General features: G+C 37.7%; 1 protein-coding gene. It reads right to left on the reverse strand.

The features are described 5' to 3' along the window. Positions 1-59: 59 nt before the first annotated feature. Complete coding sequence (locus ACRD7A_RS19055) at positions 60-1,070, reverse strand: hypothetical protein (RefSeq protein WP_430812980.1); 1,011 nt, start codon at positions 1,068-1,070, stop codon at positions 60-62. Between the last annotated feature and the right edge of the window lie 144 nt (positions 1,071-1,214).

The following is a 1,214-nucleotide window of genomic DNA, read 5'->3' on the forward strand; positions in this document are numbered from 1 at the left end:
TTGGCAGAAAAATTAAGAACCAAATATGGTCAAAAACCTTCCGGCTTTTGGGGGTCAGCTTAGTGCGGATTATCCACAAACTTCTGCTGGCGGGATTTCACATTCTCAGTGAGTGTGCGTGTGAAGTTTTCCACGTCTTTCACTATAATTTTCTTATCCGCATAAGGACTATGCAGCGTTACAGTTGGTAAATCTGCTTCAAATAGTTTATTCATATAGTCCATTGCTTGCGGTCGCTTATAGAAAAGCACTCCTTTTGGGAACTTATTTTTTTGTTGCCATACTTCAAATTTTTCCCAAAAACAAGGATGCTCAGGGTAAGCTATTTTTTCAAATAGTTCGATATCAATAACCCTGGCGAAGCGATACATGCCATGAATTTCGGCCGCAAAACATTTCACCATTTTATTATCCAGTTTGCCGAGCGCATGTTGCATTTTTTGATATGCGGCACACAGTTCCTGTAAGCAGATGCTCGCTTCTGTGCTATCCTGGTTTATTAATGCAACAAAATACAAAACCACATACTTTTCCCAACGCGTAACTTTTTTTGAAAGAAACTTCTCAGCTTTTTGTAAACTATCTGTTTTTAGCGAAGCGTCTTTGTAATAGAGCACTTTCAATAGATTCACTGTAATTTGGGTGTAAAATTGACCTTTAGCAGGTGATAATGCTTTGGGTAGGAATGCATCGATGACCCCAAAATCGTTACAGGCAAAAGCATCAAATACATTCAATAAAACATTACAGTGGTCTGTTCCGCTTGCGGTCATTCCGCTGTTCAGTAATTTTTGTCTTGAAGTTTGGTATAAAACATTGTTTAATAGTTCATAGTTAGGCTGTTGAAACGCGAGGTAGAATCCAAAGTCATTGGTTGTGTCCAGTAGGCTCACATACGATTTTGTCTTTTTTATGTCATCCTCTTTGTCTGCCAGATATTTTTCAAAGGTGTCATTTTCCCAGGCATAAAATTCATCCCATGTTTTGGGCGGATAATAATAGCCCCATTTCTGGAAGCTTTCGTCAGTTTTATCTTCGTAAAGGCTTATAAACTTCTTTGCGTTCTTCATTTCTCAATTATTCGATACGGAAAACTTTTTTGCCCCCGAACAATAACAACAGTGAAATGGATGATTTACACTTATATACTCTATTTAAAAACAAGTTTTTAAGCCACTTTTTCCGTGGAGCCGTTAATATTTTTACCTCTTGGA

The sequence above is a fragment of the Carboxylicivirga longa genome (genome assembly GCF_050589825.1).
In the GTDB taxonomy this organism is placed as follows: Bacteria; Bacteroidota; Bacteroidia; order Bacteroidales; family Marinilabiliaceae; genus Carboxylicivirga; species Carboxylicivirga longa.

What these genes read in the sequence shown, in the direction of transcription:
- ACRD7A_RS19055 (WP_430812980.1), bottom strand. Translation starts at nt 1,070, where the DNA reads ATGAAGAACGCAAAGAAGTTTATAAGCCTTTACGAAGATAAAACTGAC.